General features: G+C 65.8%; 23 protein-coding genes and 4 tRNA genes. 13 read left to right on the top strand and 14 right to left on the bottom strand.

The window, feature by feature from the left end; genetic code table 11:
* Nucleotides 1-3: 3 nt before the first annotated feature.
* Both J8I33_RS26520 and J8I33_RS26515 read right to left on the bottom strand, forming a co-directional pair.
* Nucleotides 4-813, bottom strand: a complete 810-nt coding sequence (locus J8I33_RS26520; protein WP_209939429.1) for a hypothetical protein — start codon at nt 811-813, stop codon at nt 4-6.
* A 226-nt stretch (nt 814-1,039) separates the two neighbouring features.
* On the bottom strand, nt 1,040-2,104 hold the full coding sequence (locus J8I33_RS26515; protein ID WP_006476459.1) for a glycosyltransferase family 4 protein: 1,065 nt from the start codon (nt 2,102-2,104) through the stop codon (nt 1,040-1,042).
* 561 nt (nt 2,105-2,665) lie between these two features.
* On the opposite strand from J8I33_RS26515, the gene J8I33_RS26510 reads away from it, so the two are divergent.
* On the top strand, nt 2,666-4,498 hold the full coding sequence (locus J8I33_RS26510) for an ABC transporter ATP-binding protein (RefSeq protein ID WP_204383731.1): 1,833 nt from the start codon (nt 2,666-2,668) through the stop codon (nt 4,496-4,498).
* A gap of 87 nt (nt 4,499-4,585) precedes the next feature.
* Here J8I33_RS26510 and otsA read toward each other — a convergent pair whose 3' ends face one another.
* Nucleotides 4,586-5,971: an alpha,alpha-trehalose-phosphate synthase (UDP-forming) gene (otsA, locus tag J8I33_RS26505; protein ID WP_204383729.1), complete on the bottom strand. Its 1,386-nt coding sequence runs from the start codon at nt 5,969-5,971 to the stop codon at nt 4,586-4,588.
* A complete protein-coding gene (gene otsB / locus J8I33_RS26500) occupies nt 5,968-6,720 on the bottom strand; it encodes a trehalose-phosphatase (protein WP_124556928.1) in 753 nt (250 codons plus the stop codon). The genes otsA and otsB overlap by 4 nt, the downstream gene beginning before the upstream one ends.
* A gap of 281 nt (nt 6,721-7,001) precedes the next feature.
* Here otsB and J8I33_RS26495 point away from each other — a divergent pair, with 281 nt between their 5' ends.
* Genes J8I33_RS26495 through J8I33_RS26485 form a run of 3 tightly spaced genes read left to right on the top strand, consistent with a single transcriptional unit; the run spans nt 7,002 to nt 8,951 of the window.
* Nucleotides 7,002-7,616 carry an SCO family protein gene (locus tag J8I33_RS26495; protein ID WP_124556927.1) on the top strand — a complete coding sequence of 205 codons (615 nt, stop codon included), beginning with the start codon at nt 7,002-7,004 and terminating at the stop codon, nt 7,614-7,616.
* A gap of 8 nt (nt 7,617-7,624) precedes the next feature.
* The gene (locus J8I33_RS26490) at nt 7,625-8,071 is read left to right on the top strand and encodes a copper chaperone PCu(A)C (protein ID WP_050011440.1); all 447 of its coding nucleotides are present in this window, start codon (nt 7,625-7,627) and stop codon (nt 8,069-8,071) included.
* 10 nt (nt 8,072-8,081) lie between these two features.
* Complete coding sequence (locus J8I33_RS26485) at nt 8,082-8,951, top strand: cytochrome c oxidase assembly protein (protein WP_209939428.1); 870 nt, start codon at nt 8,082-8,084, stop codon at nt 8,949-8,951.
* A 22-nt stretch (nt 8,952-8,973) separates the two neighbouring features.
* On the opposite strand, the gene J8I33_RS26480 is transcribed toward J8I33_RS26485, so the two are convergent.
* Nucleotides 8,974-9,465, bottom strand: coding sequence for a GNAT family N-acetyltransferase (locus J8I33_RS26480; protein ID WP_089488277.1), 492 nt, complete (start codon nt 9,463-9,465; stop codon nt 8,974-8,976).
* A gap of 135 nt (nt 9,466-9,600) precedes the next feature.
* Nucleotides 9,601-10,467: a pirin family protein gene (locus J8I33_RS26475; protein WP_050011444.1), complete on the bottom strand. Its 867-nt coding sequence runs from the start codon at nt 10,465-10,467 to the stop codon at nt 9,601-9,603.
* Nucleotides 10,468-10,578: 111 nt separating this feature from the next.
* On the opposite strand from J8I33_RS26475, the gene J8I33_RS26470 reads away from it, so the two are divergent.
* The gene (locus J8I33_RS26470; protein WP_050011446.1) at nt 10,579-11,496 is read left to right on the top strand and encodes a LysR family transcriptional regulator; all 918 of its coding nucleotides are present in this window, start codon (nt 10,579-10,581) and stop codon (nt 11,494-11,496) included.
* A gap of 103 nt (nt 11,497-11,599) precedes the next feature.
* Nucleotides 11,600-12,103 carry a GAF domain-containing protein gene (locus J8I33_RS26465; protein ID WP_089488276.1) on the top strand — a complete coding sequence of 168 codons (504 nt, stop codon included), beginning with the start codon at nt 11,600-11,602 and terminating at the stop codon, nt 12,101-12,103.
* Between the two features lie 109 nt (nt 12,104-12,212).
* Here the strand turns inward: J8I33_RS26465 and map are convergent, their stop codons facing one another.
* Both map and J8I33_RS26455 read right to left on the bottom strand, forming a co-directional pair.
* Nucleotides 12,213-13,019 (bottom strand): type I methionyl aminopeptidase, encoded by an 807-nt coding sequence (gene map, locus J8I33_RS26460; protein WP_089488275.1) that lies wholly within the window; start codon nt 13,017-13,019, stop codon nt 12,213-12,215.
* Nucleotides 13,019-13,255 (bottom strand): ParD-like family protein, encoded by a 237-nt coding sequence (locus J8I33_RS26455; RefSeq protein WP_050011449.1) that lies wholly within the window; start codon nt 13,253-13,255, stop codon nt 13,019-13,021. The genes map and J8I33_RS26455 overlap by 1 nt, the downstream gene beginning before the upstream one ends.
* Before the next feature lie 146 nt (nt 13,256-13,401).
* Between J8I33_RS26455 and J8I33_RS26450 the strand changes: the two genes are divergently transcribed.
* The 4 genes from J8I33_RS26450 to J8I33_RS26435 all read left to right on the top strand — a co-directional run bounded on the left by J8I33_RS26450 (nt 13,402) and on the right by J8I33_RS26435 (nt 16,444).
* The gene (locus J8I33_RS26450) at nt 13,402-14,022 is read left to right on the top strand and encodes a helix-turn-helix domain-containing protein (RefSeq protein ID WP_209939427.1); all 621 of its coding nucleotides are present in this window, start codon (nt 13,402-13,404) and stop codon (nt 14,020-14,022) included.
* Between the two features lie 48 nt (nt 14,023-14,070).
* Nucleotides 14,071-14,619: a GNAT family N-acetyltransferase gene (locus J8I33_RS26445; protein WP_209939426.1), complete on the top strand. Its 549-nt coding sequence runs from the start codon at nt 14,071-14,073 to the stop codon at nt 14,617-14,619.
* Nucleotides 14,620-15,436: 817 nt separating this feature from the next.
* Nucleotides 15,437-16,126, top strand: a complete 690-nt coding sequence (locus J8I33_RS26440) for a hypothetical protein (protein ID WP_050011453.1) — start codon at nt 15,437-15,439, stop codon at nt 16,124-16,126.
* 87 nt (nt 16,127-16,213) lie between these two features.
* A complete protein-coding gene (locus J8I33_RS26435) occupies nt 16,214-16,444 on the top strand; it encodes a hypothetical protein (protein ID WP_080334137.1) in 231 nt (76 codons plus the stop codon).
* Between the two features lie 975 nt (nt 16,445-17,419).
* Here the strand turns inward: J8I33_RS26435 and J8I33_RS26430 are convergent.
* The 6 genes from J8I33_RS26430 to uvrC form a co-directional block, all read right to left on the bottom strand.
* Nucleotides 17,420-17,493: transfer RNA gene (locus tag J8I33_RS26430), tRNA-Cys, on the bottom strand.
* 98 nt (nt 17,494-17,591) lie between these two features.
* Nucleotides 17,592-17,667: transfer RNA gene (locus J8I33_RS26425), tRNA-Gly, on the bottom strand.
* A 51-nt stretch (nt 17,668-17,718) separates the two neighbouring features.
* Nucleotides 17,719-17,794: transfer RNA gene (locus tag J8I33_RS26420), tRNA-Gly, on the bottom strand.
* Between the two features lie 51 nt (nt 17,795-17,845).
* Nucleotides 17,846-17,921: transfer RNA gene (locus J8I33_RS26415), tRNA-Gly, on the bottom strand.
* Between the two features lie 141 nt (nt 17,922-18,062).
* Nucleotides 18,063-18,650, bottom strand: a complete 588-nt coding sequence (pgsA, locus tag J8I33_RS26410; RefSeq protein ID WP_006482193.1) for a CDP-diacylglycerol--glycerol-3-phosphate 3-phosphatidyltransferase — start codon at nt 18,648-18,650, stop codon at nt 18,063-18,065.
* Nucleotides 18,651-18,740: 90 nt separating this feature from the next.
* Nucleotides 18,741-20,786 (bottom strand): excinuclease ABC subunit UvrC, encoded by a 2,046-nt coding sequence (uvrC, locus tag J8I33_RS26405; protein ID WP_209939425.1) that lies wholly within the window; start codon nt 20,784-20,786, stop codon nt 18,741-18,743.
* A gap of 76 nt (nt 20,787-20,862) precedes the next feature.
* On the opposite strand from uvrC, the gene earP reads away from it, so the two are divergent.
* The 3 genes from earP (at nt 20,863) to J8I33_RS26390 (ending at nt 24,404) form a co-directional block, all read left to right on the top strand.
* Nucleotides 20,863-22,056, top strand: a complete 1,194-nt coding sequence (earP, locus tag J8I33_RS26400) for an elongation factor P maturation arginine rhamnosyltransferase EarP (protein WP_209939424.1) — start codon at nt 20,863-20,865, stop codon at nt 22,054-22,056.
* Between the two features lie 137 nt (nt 22,057-22,193).
* Complete coding sequence (gene efp / locus J8I33_RS26395; RefSeq protein ID WP_044844759.1) at nt 22,194-22,751, top strand: elongation factor P; 558 nt, start codon at nt 22,194-22,196, stop codon at nt 22,749-22,751.
* A gap of 267 nt (nt 22,752-23,018) precedes the next feature.
* Nucleotides 23,019-24,404, top strand: a complete 1,386-nt coding sequence (locus J8I33_RS26390) for a sigma-54 dependent transcriptional regulator (RefSeq protein ID WP_050011458.1) — start codon at nt 23,019-23,021, stop codon at nt 24,402-24,404.
* Nucleotides 24,405-24,450 lie beyond the last annotated feature (46 nt).

Genomic DNA, 24,450 nt, shown 5'->3' with positions numbered 1-24,450 from the left:
CTGTCAGACGATTTGCTTGAGCGCCGCGTCGAGCGCGAGCACCGCGACGCGGTCCCCTTCGGTCGCGAGCGGCGTGCGCATCACGACCTGCCGGTTGTGGCCGACAGCCGCCGGCGAATCCCACAGCAGTTCCACCTTCGGCCGATTGAACAGGCTGCCGCGACGCGGCGGCACGACCGCCTGCTGCGCGCCCTGCTCGCCCGCGGCGGGCGCGGCAGGTGCGACCCGGCCGGGCCAGCGCACCGACAGTTCGCGCGCGTCGTACTGGCCGACCTTGCGGCTTTCCATCCAGACGATCGCGGTGCGCGTCAGCACGTCGAGCGAGATCGCATACCGGCCGACCGCGAAGCGGCGCGCGGCCACGTTGGTCCGCCACAGCGGCCGCGGCCGGCAGATCCAGACGATCGCCGCGTACAGCGCCGGCGCGGCGACGAGCCAGCCGTTGGTCGCCGTCACCGCATGCAGCGCGCGGCGCCAGCCGGCCGCCCACGTGAACGCGCCGATCGACCACGCGGCAAACAGGAAACCGATCAGCGCGAACACGCGCAGCGCCTGGCGCAGCCACTGCGGCAGCGGATGGAACGGCCGCTCGGGCCGCGCGGCGGCGCCCGGCAGCGCGAGCAGCAGGAAGATCAGGATGAGGTAGAGGAATGCCCACGGCGACGACACCATCGCCGACAGCGACGAGCGATAGCCCATCTGGGACATCGAGAACAGCCAGCGCGCGAGCAGCACGAGACCGATCGCGCGCAACGCGAAGATCACGCCGGCGCCGGGGGCCGGCGCTGCGCGCGTGGTTTTCGTTCTCGCCAAGACTGCTCTCCTCTGGATAGTCGTACCGGGCCGGATTTCACGGCACGGCCATTATAGGGACATTACCGTCTGGACAGACGGCAGGATGGCGTGCCGGGCCGCTTCGGAGGCCGTTCGCAGCGTCGGGCGCGGCGAGAATACAACAGATCCGCGCCGCAGATGTGACAACGCCCCGCCGGAAAACCCGGACGGGGCGTCGTGGCGGCCGCGCGGCGGCGGCCCGCAATCAGCTTGCGTTGACTTCGCGGAGCACCGTGCGGCGCTTCTGGCGCAGCAGTTCCTCGTAGCCCTTCACGTAGTTCTGCGCCATCACCTTCGACGAAAAACGGGCTTCGAACGCGGCGCGAACCTTCTCGCGCGGCAGCGTATCGAGACGCTTGAGCGCGGCGACGGCCGACAATTCGTCTTCGACGACGAAGCCCGACACGCCGTTGTCGATCACTTCCGGCACCGAGCCGCGCTTGAACGCGATCACCGGCGTGCCGCAGGCCATCGCCTCGATCATCACCAGGCCGAAGGGCTCCGGCCAGTCGATCGGGAACAGCAGCGCATGCGCGTTGCCGAGGAATTCGGTCTTCTCCGACTCGCTGATTTCGCCGATGTACTCGACGTGCGGCAGCGCGAACAGCGGCTTGATCTTCTCTTCGTAGTACGCGCGGTCGGCCTTGTCGAGCTTCGCGGCAATCTTGATCGGCAAGCCGGCCTGCTCGGCGATGCGGATCGCCGTGTCGACGCGCTTCTCCGGCGAGATGCGGCCGAGGAACGCGAGGTAGCTCGGCTTCACGTTCGGGATCGGCGTCAGCAGGTTTTCCGGCAGGCCGTGGTAGACGGTCGACAGCCAGTTCGCCTGCGGCAGCGGGATGCGCTGGTTGTCGGAGATCGACACGACCGGCACGTCGCTGAACGCGTTGAAGATCGGCTGCAGTTCCGGCAGGTCGAGACGGCCGTGCATCGTCGTCAGATGCGGGACCGGCTGGCGCGAGAACAGCGAGAACGGGTAGTAGTCGATATGGCAGTGCAGGACGTCGAACTCTTCCGCGCGGCGGCGCACCTGCTCGAGGAGCAGCATGTGCGGGGCCATCACGTCGCGGATCGTCGGGTCGAGGCGCAGCGCCTGCGGCCAGCACGCTTCGAGCTTCGCGGAGGTTTGCGAATCGCCGCTCGCGAAGAGCGTGACGTCATGCCCCATCTCGACGAGTGCTTCGGTCAGATAGGACACCACTCGCTCGGTACCGCCGTACAGTTTCGGGGGCACCGCTTCATGCAACGGAGCGATTTGGGCGATTCGCATGCGTAACTCCTAAAAAATCGGCAAAAAACCAGGTATGGGTCGGCAACCTGCCGGTGGTCCGGGCTGGAAACATGTCGTCCGAACCTCGGACGAATCAGCCTGCCGGGGGCGTCGAACCCGCGCTGCTCAAGGAGCGTCGGCGACGCGACAGGCATAGAACGTTTGAAACGAAGACCCGTTGACAGGGGTTCGTAAAAAAACCTGGAATCGAACCCGGAGCCGATTATCTAGGGTTATTCCCGATACGGCGCACGACATTTCAAACACTTTACTTTGTTACAAAGGCGCAACACTTTGCAACCCGCGGACTCGGGCGTCCGTTCTAGAGTGGAAGGCCGTTTTGGCGATCCTTGTTAACCCGCAGCTGCCGGCAGCGTGATTCCGGCACGGAGGACGGGATGCCGGATTTTATCTCAAAATCGAGCGCGAGCCCCTGGCCAAGGCAAGATTCGCGCAGCGCGACGCGCGGCGTTGTTTACAATGCCGGATTATTCAGTCCGGGCGAACGCCGGCCTGCGACCCAGCCGCCCCGCTCAATCACCGAATCACCGCACCCATATTTTGGAATCTCTCACCCCCGCCCAGCGCAACGCCCACAACGCGAAGCTGTCGAGCTACGCGCATCGGCCGATCGCGTTCCTGTTCCGCTACATCCGCCTCCACCCCGTCGCGCACCTGGTCGTGCTCTGCAGCGTGCTGGCCGCCGTCGGCTGCGCGCTCGGCTCGCAATATGCGATCAAGCACCTGATCGACGTGCTCGCGACCGGACGCCATCACCCGGGCCCGCTGTGGAGCGCGTTCGCGCTGCTCGTCGGGCTGATCGCGGCCGACAACCTGCTGTGGCGCGTCGGCGGCTGGGTCGCCGCGCACACGTTCGTCGCGGTCACCGGCGACCTGCGGCGCGACCTGTTCCAGTACCTGATCGGCCATTCGCCGACGTATTACTCGGAGAAGCAGCCCGGCACGCTCGCCAGCCGCATCACGGCCACGTCGAACGCGGTCTACACGTCGGAGAACACGATGGCGTGGAACGTGCTGCCGCCGTGCATCGCGGTGATGGGCGCGATCCTGATGATCATCGTCGTCAATCCGCTGATGGCGGCCGGCCTGCTCGGCTGTTCGGCCGTACTGTCCGTCATCCTGTTCAAGCTCGCCGGCCGCGGCTCCGCACGCCATCACGCGTTCGCGGCGAAGGCCGCGGCGGTCGACGGCGAGCTCGTCGACGTGATCGGCAACATGGGCCTTGTGCGCGCGTTCGGGATGACGCTGCGCGAACAGAAGCGCTTCAGCGCGACGGTGAAGGCCGAGATGGACGCACGCCAGCAGAGCCTGCTCTATCTCGAAAAGCTGCGGCTGCTGCACGCGGTGATCACCGCGATGCTGTCCGCCGGCCTGCTTGGCTGGGCGCTGTGGCTGTGGGACCAGGGCCGCGCGACGTCGGGCGACATCGTGCTCGTCAGCTCGCTCGGCTTCACGATCCTGCACGGCACGCGCGACCTCGCGGTCGCGCTCGTCGACGTCACGCAGCACGTCGCGCGCCTGTCCGAAGCGGTGAAGACGCTGCTCGAGCCGCACGGGATGCCGGACCGCTCGGACGCGCAGCCGCTGTCGGCCACGGGCGGCCGCGTCGACTTCGAGCGCGTGACGTTCGCGTACCCGCACCGCCGCGCGATCCTCGACCACTTCGACCTGCATATCGAGCCGGGCCAGCGCGTCGGCCTGATCGGCAAGTCGGGCGCGGGCAAATCGACCGTGCTCGCGCTGCTGCAGCGCTTCTACGACACGCAGGACGGCGTCGTGAAGGTCGACGGCCAGGACGTGAAGGCCATCACGCAGGACAGCCTGCGCCACGCGATCGCGCTGGTGCCGCAGGACATCTCGCTGCTGCACCGGACCATCTACGACAACATCGCGTACGGCCGCCCCGACGCGACCCGCGACGAAGTGCTCGCCGCAGCGCGCGACGCGCGCTGCGCGGAGTTCATCGAGGCGATGCCGGAAGGCTATGACACGATCGTCGGCGACCGCGGCGTCAAGCTGTCGGGCGGCCAGCGCCAGCGCATCGCGATCGCGCGCGCGATCCTGAAGAATGCGCCGATTCTGCTGCTCGACGAAGCGACGTCGGCGCTCGACAGCGCATCCGAGGAAGCGATCCAGAGCGCGCTCGACCGACTGATGGTCGGCCGCACGGTGATCGCGATCGCGCACCGCCTGTCGACGCTGCGCAACTTCGACCGCATCATCGTGATGAGCAACGGCAAGGTGATCGACGACGGCCCGCCCGAGGTGCTGCGCAGCCGCCCCGGCCTGTACCGCGATCTGCTCGCGAAGCAGCACGGCCGCCATCATGCGGCCACCGACGGCAACACGCCGACCGGCGAACGCGTGGCCTGACGCGCGTCGGCATCCGGCCAACGAAAAAGCCGCCGTGCTTGCTCGCACGGCGGCTTTTTCAATTGCAGCGGCAGCAATGGATCGGGATCAGACCTGCTGCAGATCGCGCAGAAAATTGTCCCGCCACACCGACACGTTGTTCTCGCGAAGCTGCGCGATCATGTCCGCATAGCGTGCGCGCCGTTCGGCGAGCGGCATCGTCAGCGCCTGCGACAGCGCATCGGCCATCCCGTCGATATCGATCGGATTGACGATCAGCGCGCCCGTGAGCTCGCGCGCGGCGCCCGCGAAGCGCGACAGCACCAGCACGCCCGGATCGTCCGGATTCTGCGCGGACACGTACTCCTTCGCGACGAGGTTCATCCCGTCGCGCAGCGGCGTCACGAAACCCACGCGCGCGAGCCGGTACAGCGCGGCCAGCAGCTGCCGGTCGTACTGGCGGTGAATGTAGAGGATCGGCGCCCAGTCGAGCTCCGCGTAGCGCCCGTTGATGCGCCCCGACTCCGCTTCGAGCTGCAGCCGGATGTCCTGATACGCGCGCAGGTCCGCGCGCGTCGACGGCGCGATCTGCAGGAACGACACGCGGTTGCGAATCGACGCCTGATGCTCGAGCAGCTTCTCGAACGCCCGGAAGCGCTCGACGAGCCCCTTCGAATAATCGAGCCGGTCGACGCTCATGATCAGTTGCCGCCCGCGCAGCGACGTCGCGAGCGTGCGCACCGCCTTGCCGTGCTCGCCCGCCTGCGCGAGCGACGCGATCTCGTCCGGATACACGCCGATCGGATAGGCGGCCGCGCGCAGCGTCTGGCCGAACGCCCGCACGTGCGCCGTGTGCCCGTCGTGCTCGACCTCGCCGTCCGCCTCGAACGCGATGTAGTCGCAGAACGCGCGCAGATCGGGCTCGGTCTGGAAGCCGAGCAGATCGAACGCGCACAGCGACTCGACGAGCTCGCGGTGCGGCGGCACGTTGACGAGCACCTGCGCGGCCGGAAACGGGATGTGCAGGAAGAAGCCGATGCGGTTCTTCACGCCGGCGTCGCGCAGCGCGCGCGCGAACGGAATCAGGTGATAGTCGTGCACCCAGATCACGTCGTCGTCCTGCAGCAGCGGCACGAGCTGCTGCGCGAGCCACACGTTGACGCGGCGGTAGCCGTCGAATTCGTGGCGATCGTACTGGATCAGGTCCGCGCGGTAGTGAAACGCGGGCCACAGCGTCGCGTTCGAGAAACCGCGGTAGTACTGGTCGTAATCGCGGCGCGACAGCCCGACGGTCGCGAACGTCACCGGCCCGCGCTCCTCGATGCGGATCTGCGGCTGCGGCGCGCCGGACGCGACCACTTCGCCGCTCCAGCCGAACCACATGCCGCCGGTTTCCTTCAGCGCGTCGTAGACGCCGATCGCGAGGCCGCCCGCCGCCGGTTCGCCTTCCGAAATCGGTGCGACGCGGTTTGAAACGATGATGAGCCGGCTCATGCGTGCGGTTGCCCCGCGTCGAGCCAGCGTGCGATCTGCTCATGCAGTGCGTCGACCGAATCGAGCCGCATCCGCGCGGACGTCTCGCCCGCGCCGACCTTGATCGACAGGCCGCCGCGCGCGTTGACCACCGCGAAGCCCTTCTCGTCGGTCAGGTCGTCGCCCGCGAACAGCGGCACGCGGCCCGCAAACGGCGGCTCGTCGAGGAACGCGGCCAGCGCGCGCCCCTTGTCGACGCCCTTCGGCTTGATCTCGAACACCATCTTGCCGGGTTGCAGCACGTACGCATCCGGATAGTCGGCGACGAGGCGCTCGGCCGCTTCGCGCGCCACCGCCTCGCGCTCGGGCGCATTGCGAAAGTGCAGCGCGACGGCCGCACCCTTGATTTCGAGCAGCATGCCCGGATGGCGATCGACCACGCCCGCGAGCTCGCGCTCGATGCGCAGCAGGCGCTCGTCGTTGAAGCCGATGCGCTGCGTGTCGCCGTTCGCGTCGCGGCGCTCCGCGCCGTGCAGGCCGGCGATCGGCAGCCCGGGCATCTTCAGGAACGTGTCGAGGTTGTCGATCCCGCGTCCGGACACGATCGCGACCGCGCCGTGCGAGCGGCGCGACAACTCGTCGAGCAGCGTCAGCAGCGACGGCGGAACGTGAATGCTGTCGGGGGTCGGCGCCAGCTCGACGAGCGTGCCGTCGAAGTCGAAGAAGAACGCGGTATCGGTCAGGGACAGGGAAGCCGGAACGGATTGCATCGATTCGATAGTCTGAGGGCGGCCGGCACATGCCGGCCGCCGCTGCGCGAATGGAGTTGTGCGCATCTTACCGCGCCTGCGCCCCCAGATGGGCGAAACCGGGGCAGCGCGGACGTCGCGCCGCCCGCCGCGTCAACTGCGACATATTGCCCCGCTCGCCGGCCCCGTACCGGTTTCAAAAGGACGCAGGCGCGCGAATTGCGCTACAGTCGCAACCGCCTGCCGCGCGACGCATGGCATCGCGCCGGCCGGTCACCCATTTCGCCCGATCGAGCCCCAGGATGCCGTCTCGCCTCTCCCGCCTCATCCGCACGGCCGCGGCCCTCGCCGCCGCCGTGGCGCTCGCCGCGTGCACGCACGACGAGCCGCGCTGGAACCTGACCAACGTCACCGGCCACCTGCCCGACCTGTCGTTCGAGCTGACGGGCGGCGACGGCCGTCCCGTCGACGCCGACGCGTTCCGCGGCCGCGTCGCGCTCGTCTACTTCGGCTACACGCACTGCCCCGACGTCTGCCCCGAAACGCTGGCGCGGTTGATGGAAGTGCTGGCGAAGCTCGGCCCGCAGGCGGATAACGTGCGCATCCTGTTCGTCTCGGTCGACCCCGCGCGCGATACGCCGCAGGCGATGCAGTCCTATGTCGCCGCGTTCGACGCTGCGCATGCGCGTGGCCTGACCGGCACCGATGGCCAGATCGAATCGCTCGCGAAGCGCTATCGCGTCGCGTACCAGATGGAAAAACGCGATCCGTCCGGCGGCTACGAAGTGACGCACAGCTCGGCCGTCTACGTCTTCGACGCGACCGGCCGCGCACGCCTGCTCGCGACCGATCGCGATTCGCCCGACGCCATCGCCGCCGATGTGCGCCGGATCATCGACACTGCCTCAACGACCTGAATTCCGCCATGAACACGAAAACGACCTTCAAGACGTTCGCCCTCGTCGCCGCGCTGTGCGCCGGCGCGCACGCGTATGCCGCCGGCGCGATCAGCGCTCAGAACGCGTGGGTGCGCTGGCTGCCGAACAAGCTGCCCGCGGGCGGCTACGTGACGCTCGTGAACACCGGCGACAAGCCGATCGACCTCGTTGACGTCGACAGCCCCGACTACGGGATGGCGATGCTGCACCAGACGGTGTCGAACGGCTCGACGCAGAAGATGGAAATGGTCGACAAGCTGACGATCCCCGCGCGCGGCAAGGTCGACATCGCGCCGGGCGGCTATCACTTCATGCTCGAGGAACCGAAGCACGCGATCAAGCCCGGCGACACCGTGCACCTGCGCCTGAAATTCTCCGACGGCGAAACGGTCGATGCGCCGTTCGCCGTGAAATCGCCGGCCAAGACGAAGTGATGCGCGCGCGATGAACGTCCTGTACTGGCTCGATCCGTGGGAACCGTCGCCGACCGTGGTCATCGCGGTGCTGACGGCCGCCGTGCTGTTCGCGCGCGGCGCGAGGAAGGCGAAGGTGTCGCCGCTGCGGCAGTTCTCGTTCTGGTTCGGGCTGACCGCGCTCTACATCGCGCTGCACACGCGGCTCGACTACTTCTTCGAGCACGAATTCTTCCTGCACCGCGCGCAGCACCTCGTGCTGCACCATCTCGGGCCGTTCTTCATCGCGCTGTCCTATCCGGGCGCGGCGATCCGTGCGGGCATTCCGTTCCGCTGGCGGCAGCGCTTCGTGCGCCCCGCGCTCGCGTGGGCGCCGGTGCGGGCGACGCTCGACGTGGTGTTCCATCCGGTCGTCGCAGTCGTGCTGTTCGTCGGGCTGATCTATTTCTGGCTGCTGTCGCCGATCCACTTCATCGCGATGCTCGACTGGCGCCTCTATCGCGTGATGAACTGGAGCATGGTGATCGACGGGCTGCTGTTCTGGTGGCTCGTCGTCGATCCGCGCCCCGCGCCGCCCGCGCGGCTGTCGCCGGGCCGCCGGATCCTGATCGTCGTCGCGGCGATCCCGCCGCAGATCGCCCTCGGCGCGCTGATCTTCTTCACGCCGCACGAGCTGTATCCGATCTATTCGATCTGCGGCCGCGCGTTCACGTGGCTGAGCCCGCTGCGCGACCAGCAGATCGGCGGCCTGCTGCTGTGGATTCCCGGCTCGATGATGAGCGTGATCGGCGCGCTGATCGCACTGCGGCACTGGCTGCGGCTGTCCGCGCGCGGGCGCCTGATCGGCGAACGGGTCGTGCAGCGCGCGGACAAGCCGCCGGTCGCACGCACCGCGCACTGACCGCCGCGGCGCGCGGCGCGCGTCATGCTCGCGCGCTGCTCATCCACACGTGCGGGATGCCGTCCTCGTCGTGCACGTCCGAACTCGGCGTGAAGCCGAATGCCCCGTAGAAACGCTGCAAGTGGGCCTGCGCATGCAGGCTCACCGGCGTATCCGGCCATTGCGCGCGGATATGCTCGAGCGCGCGCGACAGCAGCCCGTTGCCGAGGCCCGCGCCGCGAAACGCGGCGGTCGTCAGCACGCGGCCGATGCGCACGTCGGTGTGCTGCGCGTCCGGCAGCAACACGCGCAGATAGCCGGCCAGGCGGCCGGCCGGATCGAAGGCGGCCAGGTGCCACGCGGCCTGGTCCGCATCGTCGATGTCGCGATACACGCAGTTCTGTTCGACGACGAATACGGCGCTGCGCGCTTCGAGGATCGAATAGATTTCGCGTGCCGTCAGCGCGTCGAAGGGTTTCCAGCGCCAGTCGAGATCGGCGGCGCTCGGGGATGCGGCGGGTGCGGAGGCGTTCATGTGCGGTCCTGATTCGGGCGCGCCGGCCGGCGCGCGGCAACCGTCGATTATGCCTCGAAGCACGCGTCGCGCGCGACCGCCTGCCCGCGCGCGAAAAAAAGGCCCCGCATCGCGCGGGGCCTGCTCGTCATGCGGTCATGCCGGCATCTGGCCGAAGCGGCCGCTGTTGAAATCGTCGATCGCGGTCCGGATTTCCTCTTGCGAATTCATCACGAACGGGCCGTAACCGACGACCGGCTCGTCGATCGGCTCGCCGCTCAGGATCAGCAGCTTCGCGTCGCCGTTCGCTTCGATCTCGACGTCGCTGCCGTCGCGGCCGAGTTGCACGAACTGCGCTTCGCGCGCCACCGTCTCGCCGTTCACCAGCACGGTGCCGCTCAGCACGACCACCGCGAGCGTGCGCCCTTCGGCGACCGGGAACCGCGCATGGCCGCCCGCCACGAGCCGCACGTCCCACACGTCGATCGGCGTGTGCGTGCGGGCCGGGCCGCGCCGCCCGTCGAACTCACCGGCGATGATCCGCGCGCGCCCCGCGCCGTCCGGCAGCTCGACCACCGGGATATCGGCGTTCAGCAGCGTCTGGTAGCCGGGCGCGCCCATCTTGTCCGCGGCGGGCAGGTTCACCCACAGCTGCACCATCTCGAGCGGGCCGCCCCGCGTCGTGAACGCCTCCGAGTGGAATTCCTCGTGCAGGATCCCGCTCGCGGCCGTCATCCACTGCACGTCGCCCGGGCCGATCGTGCCGCCCGCGCCCGTCGAGTCGCGGTGCGCGACTTCGCCGTCATAGACGATCGTCACCGTTTCGAACCCGCGGTGCGGATGCTGGCCGACACCGCGCGGCGCGCTCGCCGGTTCGAACGTCGCCGGACCGGCGTAATCGAGCAGCAGGAATGGGCTCAGGTGCGTGCCGTGAGACTGGTAGCTGAACATCGAACGCACCGGGAAACCGTCGCCGACCCAATGGCCGCGCGGCGCACTGTACACACCCTGGATCTTCTTCATTTGCCTTCTCCGAATTGCGGCGAAACCCGTGTTTCGCATCCTTGAGCGACAATATAGAGATGGAACGATCGATCCGGTAGACTGCCGGAATCGCACTCAGCGTTCCATTTCATGAACGATAAAGCGCGGGATCTGAACGATCTCTACTACTTCGTGCAGGTCGTCGAACATGGTGGCTTCGCGCCGGCCGGGCGCGCGCTGGACATGCCGAAATCGAAGCTGAGCCGCCGTATCGCGCTGCTCGAGGCGCGGCTCGGGATGCGGCTGATCCAGCGTTCGACGCGCCGCTTCACGGTCACCGACGTCGGGCAGACCTATTACGCGCATTGCCGCGCGATGCTCGTCGAGGCCGATGCCGCCGACGAGGCGATCGCGCTGCTGCACGAGGAGCCGCGCGGCATCGTGCGCGTCAGTTGCCCGATCGTGCTGCTCGATTCGCTGGTCGGCACGATGATCGCCGCGTTCATGGCCGCGTGCCCGCGCGTCGAGATTCACCTGGAAGCCACCAACCGGCGCGTCGACGTGGTCGGCGAAGGGATCGACGTCGCGATCCGCGTGCGGCCGCCGCCGCTCGAGGACAGCGATCTCGCGCTGCGCGTGCTCGCCGAGCGCGGCCAGTGCCTCGTCGCGAGCCCCGCGCTGCTGCGCGAGCATGGCGTACCGGCCGTTCCCGCCGATCTGACGCGCCTGCCGAGCCTCGATCACGGCGTGCCGCAGTCCACGCACGTGTGGCGGCTGCGCGGGCCCGACGGCGCGCACGCGGAAATCCATCACCAGCCGCGCTTCGTGACGGGCGGCATGCTCGCGCTGCGCGCGGCGGCCGCCGCGGGCGTCGGCGTCGTGCAGTTGCCGACGATGATGGTGCGCGACGAGGTGTCGCGCGGTGAACTGGTCACCGTGCTGCCCGACTGGGCGCCGCGCCGCGAAATCGTGCACGCGGTGTTCGCGTCGCGCCGCGGGCTGCTGCCCGCGGTGCGGGCGTTGCTCGATTTCCTGGCCGAGCGGTTCGCCGAACTCGAACCCGACTGAACGCGCCGCATCACGCACAACCGTGCGCTGCAGACCGCGCGCGCGTGCCGTAGACTGCGGTACGCGCAATGCGCATTTTCACAACCCCTATCGCTTTCCCGCCATGTTCACGCTGTCCAACGACCCTACCGCCTCCAAGGCCGATCAATACGCGACGCTCGTCGAGCAGGCACGCGCGCTCGTCGAATCCGAACGCGACCTGACCGCGAACGCCGCGAATTTCTCCGCGCTCGTGTATCACTCGCTCGATCGCCTGAACTGGGCGGGCTTCTACTTCTTCGACGGCACCGAGCTCGTGGTCGGGCCGTTCCAGGGCAAGCCCGCGTGCGTGCGGATCGCGCTCGGCAAGGGCGTGTGCGGCACGGCCGCGCAAACGCGCGAGACGCAGGTCGTGCGCGACGTGCACGACTTCCCGGGCCATATCGCGTGCGATGCGGCGTCGGAATCGGAAATCGTCGTGCCGCTGGTGGCCGCCGACGGCACGCTGATCGGCGTATGGGACGTCGACAGCCCGGTCGCCGCGCGCTTCGACGACGAAGACCGCCAAGGGATGGAAGCGCTGTGCCGCGTGTTCGTCGAACACGCGTGGCAGAAGGCGCGCGGTTAGGCGTCGCGGCGCCGCGGCGCCGCGGCGCTGGCCGCCGAACGACACGGGCCCCGCGAAGGGGCCCGTTTCATTGCAATGCCGCGCCGCCGTCTGCGGCGCACGACCGGCGTCAGGCTGCGTGCGTGCCCGAAAGCGCGGCGAACCCCTGCGGCTTCGCGTCCTCGGTCAACACCTCGAAGCCCGTTTCCGTCACCACGACCATGTGCTCCCACTGCGCGGACAGCGAATGGTCCGCCGTGACGACGGTCCAGCCGTCGGCCAGCATGCGCGTGTCGCGCTTGCCCGCGTTCAGCATCGGCTCGATCGTGAAGATCATCCCCGGCCGCAGCGGCAGGCCGGTGCCCGGGCGACCGTAATGCAGCACCTGCGGCTCGTCGTGATAGACGTCGCCGATCCCGTGTCCGCAATACTCGCGCACCACGCTGAATCCTTCGCGATGGGCGACCTGCTGGATCGCATAGCCGACGTCGCCGAGCGTCGCGCCGGGACGCACCGCGCGGATGCCGGCATGCATCGCCTCGTAGGTCGACGCGACGAGCCGCCGCGCGAGTTCGTTCGGTTCGCCGACGAAATACATGCGGCTCGTATCGCCGAACCAGCCGTCCTTGATCACCGCGATGTCGAGGTTCACGATATCGCCGTCACGCATCGGCCGCGACGTCGGAATGCCGTGACAGACCACGTGATTGACCGACGTGCACAGCGTCTTCGGATAGCCGTGGTAGCCGATGTTCGCGGGGATCGCGCCCAGTTCGTCGACGATGTATTCGCGGCAGCGCGCGTCGAGCTCGTCGGTGGTGACGCCCGGCTTCACGTGCTCGGTGATCATCGTCAGCACCTGCGACGCGAGCTTCGCGGCTTCGCGCGACTTGGCGATTTCCGCGGCACCGCGGATCGGAATTTCGCGTTTCGCCATTACGCCACCTGCTCGATGCTCTGCGCGACCGTCTCGGCCGGCCCCACGTCGCCGCCCCGCGCCTCGGCCTCGATCAACATCTTGCAGATGTCGCCGTAGGAGAGCGCCGGATTGAGTTCCGCCAGCATCCCGACGCGCAGCCAGTGTTCGGCCTGTGCATTGATCGAACGGCTCAGCGCCGTGCTCGTCGAGCGCAGCCGTTCATGCATGTGCTCGGAAATCTTGATGATGCCCATATATCCCCAATTAAACGAAACGTAGCTGTTTTGTATATTACGCCGTGCACGACGACCGAGCAAGCCGTTCGCGCCCGCCTCCCGCCGCCCTGCGGCCGGAAATGCCGTTGACATCAAATTCCAGTTTGCTGGAAAATCAATCCATCATGAAAGAATCAACGATCACCGCGGCCGACGATACCGGCATCAACGAGCGCATTGCCCGGCGCGTGCGCGACCTGCGCACCGTCCGAGGCTACACACTCGACGCGCTGGCCGCGCGTTCCGGCGTCAGCCGTTCGATGATCTCGCTCATCGAACGCGCGGCGGCCAGCCCGACGGCCGTCGTGCTCGACAAGCTCGCGGCCGGCCTCGGCGTGTCGCTGGCCGGGCTGTTCGGCGGCGACCGGGACGACGCGCCCGCCCAGCCGCTCGCACGGCGCGCGCAGCAGGCCGAATGGCGCGATCCGGCGTCCGGCTATGTGCGACGCAACCTGTCGCCGGCCGGCTGGCCGTCGCCGATCCAGCTCGTCGAGGTCGATTTCCCGCCCGCCGCGCGCGTCGCGTACGACAGCGGCGGGCGCGAAAGCGCGCTGCATCAGCAGGTGTGGATCATCAGCGGCCGCGTCGACGTCACGTTCGGCGATACGCTTCACGAACTTCGCGAAGGCGACTGCCTGGCGATGCGGCTCGACCAGCCGCTGATCTTCAGCAATCCGTCGCCGCATGCGGCGCGCTATATCGTCGCGATTTGCGATGCATCCGCCGCCGGCATGCGCGGCGCGTAATGCGCGCGCCGTGTGTGCAACCGGTTTAGCCAAACAGGAAGGAAACGTATGAATTCCCCGACACAGCGCGACGACGTGCGCCTGATCGATTGCAGCGAGGCCGAACACGCGGCGGCCATTCTCGAGATCCTGAACGACGCGATCGTGAACTCGACCGCGCTGTACGACTACCGGCCGCGCCCGCCGGAAGCGATGATCACGTGGTTCGCGACGAAGCGCGCGGGCGGCTTTCCGATCATCGGCGCCGTCGACGCGGCGGGCACGCTGCTCGGCTTCGCGAGCTGGGGTACGTTCCGCGCGTTTCCGGCGTTCAAGTACACGGTCGAGCACAGCGTCTACGTGCGCAACGATCAGCGCGGTCGCGGGCTCGGCGAACTGCTGCTGCGCGAAGTGGTCCGGCGTGCGCGCGAAGCGCAGGTCCACGTGCTGGTCGGCTGCATCGACGCGGCCAACGCCGGCAGCATCGCACTGCATACGAAACTGGGGTTCGAGCACGCGGGCACGATCGCGGAGGCCGGATTCAAATTCGGCCGTTGGCTCGATGCGGCGTTCTATCAACTGAAGCTCGAGACGCCGGAGCAGCCGGTGGATGGGTAATTACTTTGCGGCCGGCGCATAAATCGACGCCAAGACTTACCCCACCTCACCCGCATCGTTTTGCCACCGGACGCTCTCTTCCGACCAGTCTCTCGACCCACTATGTAACGACGCGCGAGCGGCACGGGCAATTTTCAGCAGAGCGGCAACGGCAGCCGTATTTTTATTGATCAGGCATTCACCTTGAATGCCGCCTTCTTTTACGTGGAAATATAATCGACGCAAGATGCGACGGCTAGCATTTACTGCGGCAACCGTCTTTAAATGCGCAATAGAGATCGGTCACGCAAGCACGTCTGATGCAGATATCGTGATCTGCACCTGAATTCGAAGCCGAAACTACAACGCCCAGTGCTGACAAAAATAATCTTCATTTCCAATGGAGAAACATTCAATTTAATTGGATATAAAATCATCAAATCAATTGCTACGGGTAAACGATAGATAGCTTGTCACACCTTATTTAAGGAAATTTCCTAATATGATCTGACGGGGATCCACAGATCTGATTATTGCTTGCCACATGAAAATCATTACGGCACCATTTTTTTAAAATTATCGGGAAATTTCACCAGGACCCCTGGCGGCCGCAGACAGGGCAGAAAGACCTATTGCCGACGAAAAAACATTTTCTGGGCGCGAACGCTGAACATTGCCGAAAATATACAGCCCGAATCGCAGATGCCGTGAATTTTGCCTGCCAAAGAGTATCGGATCGTCAATCGCAGATTGCGGAGGCGTTTATGTAAAAAATCAAGCCATCCATGAACCGAGTGTGGCGAAACACCAAATCCATCTTTCATCGTGGAGACCGAAAATGACTTCCTATTATGTCGACTTCAACAACGACACCAAGCAAACCTGGACCATGGCTGTATATCAGACCCTGCCGAGTTCCATTGGATTGGAAAGCGTGTCGTGGAAGCAAACGACCGTTCCTCAAAGTGGCGCCAGCGGTGTGACGTGGGATATTTTCTATAACGTCGCCATTGCCAATTACCAGCAGATTGGCGGCATCGGAGTCTACAAAGCCAGTCAGACGCTGACGACGGAATTGGGGACGTCATGGGACTGCATTTTTAAAGACAACGTCCAGCAATTGGTGCCGGGGTCCGGTTCCGTACCTCCGGATTCCGTCCTGATCAACAACAAGTCGACCAATCTCGCGAACCTTGGTATCGGCATGAGCGGTCAGGGATCCGTGTTCAAGAAGGGCGTGGTCAGCGGCGCATCGGCTCAGTTCCAGGTGACACCGACTTATTGGGTCGGCTTGTTCAATTCACTCGTCCTCGGCGAAGTGATCTCGAGCAACGTCGTCGTGGGTCCGCTACAGCTGTCTTATCCCAGCGGGCAGAACCTCGCAACCGTCAATGCATACATGGACGGCAACACGATCAAGCTCAACGTCACATATGGCCAGCAAGTGGCCGTCGAAAATAGTGTGGTGGACAGAATCATTGCTGCGCAACCGACGCGATCAGGGATTTTGCTCGAGTACGGCAACTAAACGGCTACGTGCTCTTGTCATGCGAGGGACAGGCGCCGTTACGGCGCCTGTCTTGTTACACAAAATTTTCCGATGTGGACAATTGATATGCGAACCATTGCCAAGATTCTCTTTCCGACCTTGATGGCCTGCCTTGTATTCAACGGAGAAGCCGGCGCCGCCGAAAAATCCTTTTGCTATTACCATCACAATTGCCCTGCCGACGGAAAACTGCCGAAAGGTCAATTGCCCGAGCAATATACCAAGCGCCAGTGCACGAACGGTGGAGGAAAGAGCTGGGGCGACGGCCCGAAGAGCTGTGAGAACGTAAACGATTGACGGGCCTTGGTATTGAGGGACGACTTCAGACGTGATTGCACGAATTTCGACGATGCCGACATTTTTGCCGGACCGAACCCGTCGGCAAAGGAATTTTCCTGTGAACCGCCCTGGTTATTCGGAGATTTTCTGTCGATACCGCCTATGTCGATTGACACGTAGCAATCCATCGCGACGAGATCGACGGTCAATCGTCCCTCAAAATCACAATGCCTGCCCGGACGATGCAATAGCAGGAAGAATGGCGTAGTTATTTAACATCCCAACGACTGCTTTTATATTTGTGGCGCATCTTTATCTCGTGCCTAAACGGTGCGCTCGCAGCCCCCTGCCACTTCCCTCGTTGTGGCAGGGGTTTTTTAGTGTCTTCCGATATTACGGCCGCACGGTCGGGCCCTGCCATAGAAAGACCTTCCAAACGGGTTGGACGAGTTGCGCGGCGGCTGGAGCGCAGCCACCTTCAAGAAATGACGCTCGAACAGCCCTTCGTGCCGGAACTCTGCATGTGCGCCCGAAGCCGGAGGGCGGCGCGACCGCCACCATTGATGGAAAGCCCATTACCGGCGGCGGCCGCAAGCACCACTCCTCCCCGCAGTACGAAGCCCTCGTTCCGATCCTGCGGCCACGGGGCGGTATTACCCTCACACGTTCGACGGCCGAAAAATCGCCATCGATGGCATGAAAACCGCGTGTGGAGCGACGCTGATCGCATCCTGGTCGTCCCGACGTCGGCTCGGGTAACGCGACGACTGGTGTCGCTACGTCCGCCCAGTAACCCTGAAACCCGATGCGGTGAGGAACGGTGCCCGTTCCTGACCATGCCCGAGCCGATGCTTCGCCTGCAGGCGTGGTTACGCGTGCCTCTTGAGTGGTTCGAGGCGGCTTTGTATTGCTCCGGGTGATTTACTTACGAGAATGAAAGCGCCGCAGAAAAAAGAAAAGCCCTGACGAATCAGGGCTTTATCTCGTTCTACCTGGAGGCGCGAGCCGGAGTCGAACCGGCCTAAACGGCTTTGCAGGCCGCTGCATAACCGCTTTGCTATCGCGCCAAAAGCGGACTGTCCGGATGCCGTGAGGCAAGCGGCAGATTTTTATTCGAGGACCGGAAGTCCATCAAATAAAAAGGGAAGCGTGGCTTCCCCATTACTGGAGCGGGAGACGAGTCTCGAACTCGCGACCTCAACCTTGGCAAGGTTGCGCTCTACCAACTGAGCTACTCCCGCATTGTCCTGCACCTGCAGCGCTTCGCCGACCAACACGCTGCCAGAAAAATCTGGAGCGGGAGACGAGTCTCGAACTCGCGACCTCAACCTTGGCAAGGTTGCGCTCTACCAACTGAGCTACTCCCGCATTGTCCTGCACCTGCAGCGCTTCGCCGACCAACACGCTGCCAGAAAAATCTGGAGCGGGAGACGAGTCTCGAACTCGCGACCTCAACCTTGGCAAGGTTGCGCTCTACCAACTGAGCTACTCCCGCGTATTGCTGCGCTACTGCTTCCCCGTCACACACTTAATTCGTCGTGCAGCGGAGAAGCGAGATTATGTCGAAGGCACATTCGTGTGTCAAGGGCTTTTCCAGCCCTTTTTACAAAAACCGCTGCCGAACCGGCGCAGCAGGTCACGCGCCGCCGCGCTCGCGAATCTGCGGCCATGCGAGCTTCATGTAGTACAGCATCGACCAGATGGTCAGCACCGCGGCCAGGTACATCAGCCACTCGCCCCACACGCGCGTATCGATCGTCACGATGCCGAGCGGCAGCGGCCCATAGAACAGCAGCATCGGAATCGCGACCATCTGGCACGCGGTCTTGAACTTGCCGAGCTGGTTCACCGCGACGCTCTTCGACGCGCCGATCTGCGCCATCCATTCGCGCAGCGCCGAAATCGCGATCTCGCGACCGACGATCACGAGCGCGATCGCCGCGTCGACCCGCGAAATCTGCACGAGGATCAGCAGCGCGGCCGTGACCATCAGCTTGTCCGCCACCGGGTCGAGAAACGCGCCGAACGACGACGTCTGGTTCCACTTGCGCGCGAGGAAGCCGTCGAACCAGTCGGTCAGCGCGGCGAGGATGAAGATCGCCGCCGCCGCGAGATTGCGGTGCGCGCCGCCCATCACCGTGTCCGGCAGATAGAACACGCCGACGACGAGCGGAATCAGCACGATCCGTACCCACGTCAGGAAAATCGGGAAATTGAACGGCATGGCATGCGGGACAGTAAAGGATTCGCAATTGTGCCGTGTCGACCGGCCTGCCACAAGAACGCTGGCAACGCCGCCGGCCGCACGGCCGCGTCAGTGAAGCTGCTTGTAGATCTGCTCGGCGAGCGCGCGCGAAATGCCTTCGACGCTCGCCAGTTCCTCGACACTCGCGGCCACCACGCCGCGCAGCCCGCCGAAGCGCGCGAGCAGCCGCTGCCGGCGCTTCGCGCCGACGCCTTCGAGCTCCTCGAGCCGCGACGTCTGGCGCGCCTTCGCCCGCTTCGCCCGCATGCCGGTGATCGCGAAGCGGTGCGCCTCGTCGCGGATCTGCGCGACGAGCATCAGCGCGGCGCTCTCCTTGCCGAGTTCGAGCGGCGCGCGGCCGTCCGCGAACACGAGCGTCTCGAGGCCGACCTTGCGCCCCTCGCCTTTCGCGACGCCGACCAGCATCGACGTGTCGAGGCCGAGCTCGGTGAACACCTGCCGCGCGATCTCGACCTGACCCTTGCCACCGTCGATCAGCACGATGTTCGGCAGCAGGCTCGACGCTTCGGCCTCGCGCGTCGATTCGCCGTCGATGCCGGCCGCTTCGTCGGCGGCCGCCGCCTGCGCGGCCTGCTCGACCATCTTCTCGTAGCGGCGCGTGAGCACCTGCCGCATCGCCGCGTAATCGTCGCCCGGCGTGATGCCCGTGATGTTGTAGCGGCGGTATTCGCTCGACTGCATCTTGTGATGGTGATAGACGACGCACGACGCCTGCGTCGCCTCGCCCATCGTATGGCTGATGTCGAAGCATTCGATCCGCAGCGTCGCCAGATCGTCGCTGTCGTAGCTGAGCGTGTCCGCCAGCGCACGTGTGCGCGCCTGTTGCGAGCCCTGCTCGGACAGCAGCCGCGCGAGCGCGAGCCGCGCGTTCTGCTCGGCCATCGACAGCCACGCGCGCCGCTGTCCCTGCGGCTGCCGCACCAGCGACACCTTGTAGCCGGCCTGCTCGGACAGCAGCTCCAGCAGGTCGCGGCTCGCCGGCGCATGGCTGACGACGAGCACGGGCGGCACGCGGTTGCCGAGATAGTGTTGCGCGATGAACGCATCGAGCACCTCGGCCTCGACCGACGCTGCGGCCGCGCCGCGCGCGCCGCCGGCCTCTTCCGCAGCCTGATCGGGCACCGCATCGACCGTCGAGCCGACCGTCGCACCGACCGCATCCACCGGTTCGGCCTCTTCGCCGAGACCGCCCTCGGCGAGCGTCAGTGCGCTTTCGACATGCGTCGGGAAATATGCCTTGTCGCCGAGGTGCCGGCCGCCGCGCACCATCGCGAGGTTCACGCACACGCGTCCGCCCAGCGCGACGACGGCCAGGATGTCGACGTCGCTGTCGCTGCCGACCTCGATCGCCTGCTGGTGCAGCACCGTCGCGAGCGAGCTCATCTGGTTGCGCACGGCCGCCGCCTGCTCGAATTTCAGCTCGGCCGCGAACGCGTGCATCTTCTGCTCGAGTTCCTTCATCACTTCGGACTGCCGGCCGAGCAGGAACCGCGCGGCGTTCGACACGTCGACCGCGTAATCCTCGCCGGAGATCGCGCCGACGCACGGCGCCGTGCAACGCCCGATCTGATGCAGCAGGCACGGCCGCGTGCGGTTGTTGAAGACGGAATCCTCGCAGGTGCGCAACTGGAACACGCGCTGCAGGATCTGGATGCTCTCGCGCACGGCCCATGCGCTCGGGAACGGCCCGAAGTACTGGTTCTGCTTGTCGACCGAGCCGCGGTAGTACGCCATCCGCGGAAAACGGTGCGCGGTGAGCTTCAGGTACGGATACGACTTGTCGTCGCGAAACAGGATGTTGTAACGCGGCGCGAGCGCCTTGATCAGGTTGTTCTCGAGCAGCAGCGCTTCGGCTTCCGAGCGCGTGACCGTCGTTTCGATGCGCGCGATGCGCGTGACCATCATCGCGATGCGCGGCGACAGTTGCGTCTTCGTGAAATAGCTCGACACGCGCTTTTTCAGGTCGCGCGCCTTGCCGACGTAGAGCACGGCGCCCGCCGTGTCGTAATAGCGATAGACGCCCGGCATATGCGGCAACTGCGCAAGGATCTTCTTCGGTTCGAACGGAGTATCGGAGGCTTCTGGGGATGTCATGCGTGATCCGGGCGCCTTGTAACGCGGAACGGGTCTATTAGAATCGCCAGTTTAGAGCATTCACCCGCCCGCTTCGATGCCACACCCCGCCGCTGCCCCCCTCTCCGCCGTCCCGCTCGCGCCGGGCGAACCGATCGCCTGCGACCTCTTCTGCACGGTGATCGACAATTTCGGCGACATCGGCGTGTGCTGGCGCGTCGCGCGCCAGCTCGCGCACGAGCACGGCTGGCAGGTTCGGCTGTTCGTCGACGACCTGCACACGTTCGCGCGCCTGCTGCCCGAAGTCGATCCCGACGCGGGGCGGCAAACGGTCGATGCGATCGTGATCGAGCACTGGCACGCGGAAGTCGGCGACGCGCTGGACATCGCCGATGTCGTGATCGAGGCATTCGCGTGCGAACTGCCCGGCCCGTATCTCGCGGCGATGGCGCGGCGCGCGCGGCGCCCCGTGTGGATCAACCTCGAGTACCTGAGCGCCGAGGACTGGGTCGCCGATTTCCATTTGCGGCCGTCGCCGCATCCGCGCTACCCGCTGCTGAAGACGTTCTTCTTCCCGGGCCTGTCGGCCGGGACCGGCGGCGTGCCGAAGGAGCGCGACCTCGACACGCGCCGCGCGGCCTTCGACGCCGATCCGTCAGCGCGCGCCGCGTGGTGGCAGCGCGCGACCGGCGGCCCGCCGCCGGCGCCCGGCACGACGGTCGTCAGCCTGTTCGCCTACGAGAATCCGGCCGTCGACGCACTGCTCGCGCAGTGGCGCGACGGTCCGTCGACGGTCGTTGCGCTCGTGCCGGTCGGGCGGCTGTCGCCCGCCGTCGCGCGGTTTTTCGGGGTCGAAGCGTTCGAGGCGGGCGCCCACGTGCACAGCGGCAACCTGAGCGCCCATGGCCTCGCGTTCGTGCCGCAGGCCGACTACGACCCGCTGCTGTGGGTCGCCGATCTCAATTTCGTGCGCGGCGAGGATTCGTTCGTGCGCGCGCAATGGGCGCGCAAGCCGTTCGTGTGGCACATCTACCCGCAGGCCGACGACGTGCACCTGCCCAAGCTCGACGCCGCACTCGCGCACCTGTCGGCCGGCCTCGCCGATGCGCCGCGCGTGGCGCTCGAACGGTTCTGGCATGCATGGAACGGCGCCGGCACGCCCGACTGGGCCGATTTCTGGCAACATCGCGCCGCGCTGCACGCCAATGCACGCCGCTGGGCCGACGCGCTCTCGGCCGTCGGCGATCTCGCGGGAAAGCTGGCGGAATACGCAAAATCTCAGTTAAAATAAGCGGTTATCCGACGGCTGACCACGCAAGCGCTCGCGTTTGGGCGCTTGGCGCCCCCCGGAACGCCCCGCCGCTTGCGCCGTCAGCCGTTGCGCAACGCTCAGGCACCTATTTATTTGATTGGATCAGGACAGTTTTTATGAAGACCGCACAGGAACTCCGCGTAGGCAACGTCGTGCAGATCGGCAGCGAAGCATGGGTCATCGCAAAGGCGGAATACAACAAGTCGGGCCGTAACTCGGCCGTCGTCAAGATGAAGATGAAGAACCTGCTGACGAACGCAGGTCAGGAATCGGTCTACAAGGCTGACGACAAGTTCGACGTCGTCGTGCTCGACCGCAAGGAAGTGACGTACTCGTACTTCGCCGACCCGATGTACGTGTTCATGGACGCCGACTACAACCAGTACGAAGTCGAAGCCGAAATGATGGGCGAAGCGCTGAACTACCTCGAAGACGGCATGGCTTGCGAAGTCGTGTTCTACAACGAGAAGGCGATCTCGGTCGAACTGCCGACGATCCTCGTTCGCGAAATCACCTACACGGAACCGGCCGTGAAGGGCGACACGTCGTCGGGCAAGGTGCTGAAGAACGCGAAGCTGGCGACCGGCTTCGAACTGCAAGTGCCGCTGTTCTGCAACACCGGCGACAAGATCGAAATCGATACGCGCACGAACGAATACCGCAGCCGCGCGTAATCGTCGGCGATACCCGCATCGAACAAAGCGCCCTTCGGGGCGCTTTTTGTTTGTCTGGCGTCAACAGCTGCCACAACTCGGCGCCGGAAGCAGCACAAAAGCCACCGGTAAAGATATTCAATTTGTATCATCGGTAACTGTTTTATAGCGCCGGAGAAATAATGCGCGTGACGCGTTCGGTGGGGCATAAAATCAGTCTTTAATCCGACATGCGGCTGCGGTCCGCTGGCCGACAGCCCGCCTCTCTTGACTCGACTCGCGTCCACCATGCCACACGCCCTGATTGTCGAAGACGATCCCAACAGCCTGTCAGGCCTCACCGCGCTGCTCGCCGCAGACGGCTTCTCGGTCGACACGGCCACGTCGCTCGCCGAAGCGCGCACGGCGCTCGGCCGCTCGATTCCCGACGTCGTGCTCGTCGACCTGAACCTGCCGGACGGCAGCGGGTTCGACCTGCTCCAGCACCTGCCGCAGCAACAGCCGAACGGCTCGCTGCCCGTAATCGTGCTGACCGGCAACGCGACGGTCGAGAGCGCCATCGAGGGCCTGCGTCACGGCATCTGGGACTACCTGCTCAAGCCGATCAACATCCCGCGTCTGCGCAGCCTGCTCGCGCGGATTCCCCGCCCGTACGAACTGATCGACGAAGTGCAGTCGCTGCGTGCGTCGCTGCGCCATCTCGGCCGCTTCGGCGCGCTCGTCGGTCGCAGCGACGCGATGCAGCACGTGTACGACATGATCGAGCACAACGCCCGCACCGAAACGGCCGTGCTGTTCTCGGGCGAAGCCGGCACCGGCAAGAAGCTGGCCGCGCGCACGCTGCACGAACTGAGCCGGCGCCGCAAGGGGCCGTTCGTCTCGTTCGACTGCCGGATGCTCGCGCAGGCCGGCCGGCACGGCGCGTCGCTCGACAGCGTGCTGTTCGGCCATGAACGCGGCGCGTTCGACGGCGCCGAACGCCGCGAATCGGGCCTGTTCGAGCAGGCCGGCGGCGGCACGCTGTTCCTCGACGAAATCACCGCATTGCCGCTCGTGCTCCAGGAAGCGCTGCTGCACGCGCTCGATTCGCAGAACTTCATGCGGATCGGCGGCACGAGTTCGATCACCAGCGATTTCCGGCTGATCGCGGCCACGCGCCGTCCGGCGCGCGAAGCGGTGGCGAACGGCACGCTGCGCGAGGATCTGTGGCTGCGTCTCGACGCGGCGTCGATCACGATGCCGCCGCTGCGCGAGCGCGACGGCGATGCGCTCGCGATCGCGGACGCGCAGATCGACGAACTGAACCGCGAAGCGCGCGCGACCGGCCGCAGCACGACCGACAAGCGCGCGGCGCCAGGCTTCGTGCGCGATTGTCTGTCGTACGAATGGCCGGGCAACGTGCGCGAACTGCAGGAACGCGTGCGTTTCGCGTACGACGCATCGGGCGACTTCATCGAGACGCTGCGTGCCGGCGAGGCCAGCTTCTCCGCCGGCGCCGCGCTGAACGGCAGCAGCGTGCAGATCAAGGTCGGCACGCCGCTGTCGGACGTCGAGGATCTGCTGATCCGCGCGACGCTCGACGCGGTCGGCGGGACGCGCCACCGTGCGGCGACGCTGCTCGGCATCAGCCCGAAGACGCTGTACAACAAGTTGCAGCGCATGAAGGTGAACTGAGCGGCGGGCGCCTGAATACGGGCGCTGGTCGGATCTGACCGTTAGT

Source organism: Burkholderia sp. AcTa6-5, from assembly GCF_017815075.1.
Lineage (GTDB): Bacteria > Pseudomonadota > Gammaproteobacteria > Burkholderiales > Burkholderiaceae > Burkholderia > Burkholderia sola.
The sequence above is the reverse complement of the archived record's forward strand: the minus strand, read 5'-3'. Positions and strand labels throughout refer to the sequence as shown.